This is a genomic window from Monashia sp. HAY1-2A, from assembly GCF_056755315.1.
In genome coordinates, this window is the sequence record NZ_JBNDHY010000364.1 from 1 (window position 1) to 284 (window position 284).

The window sequence follows — 284 nt, forward strand, 5'->3', positions numbered from 1 at the left end:
ACACTCTCTCCGTCGTCGGCAGCGTCAGATGTGTATAAGAGACAGCTTATGAGCTTTAGCAGCCGATATAAACTGCTGAATAAACTTTTCAGAAGACAAATACAAAACCACTTTATCAGGAAACTGGCTTTTTACTTCCAATCCTACAGCCTGTCCGAGGTGGGTTTTTCCGACTCCGTATCCACCATATAAAAACAATGGGTTGAAAGCGGTCGCACCAGGTCTTTTAGCGATCGATCTTGCTACAGTCGCTGCAAATTTATTGCTTTCTCCTTCTACATAGT

1 protein-coding gene is annotated in these 284 nt (G+C 43.3%); it reads right to left on the reverse strand.

The features are described 5' to 3' along the window. Positions 1-24: 24 nt before the first annotated feature. Positions 25-284: DnaA ATPase domain-containing protein (locus ACPYOM_RS22305; protein ID WP_481347636.1), on the reverse strand; the 260-nt coding region annotated here is incomplete at its 5' end.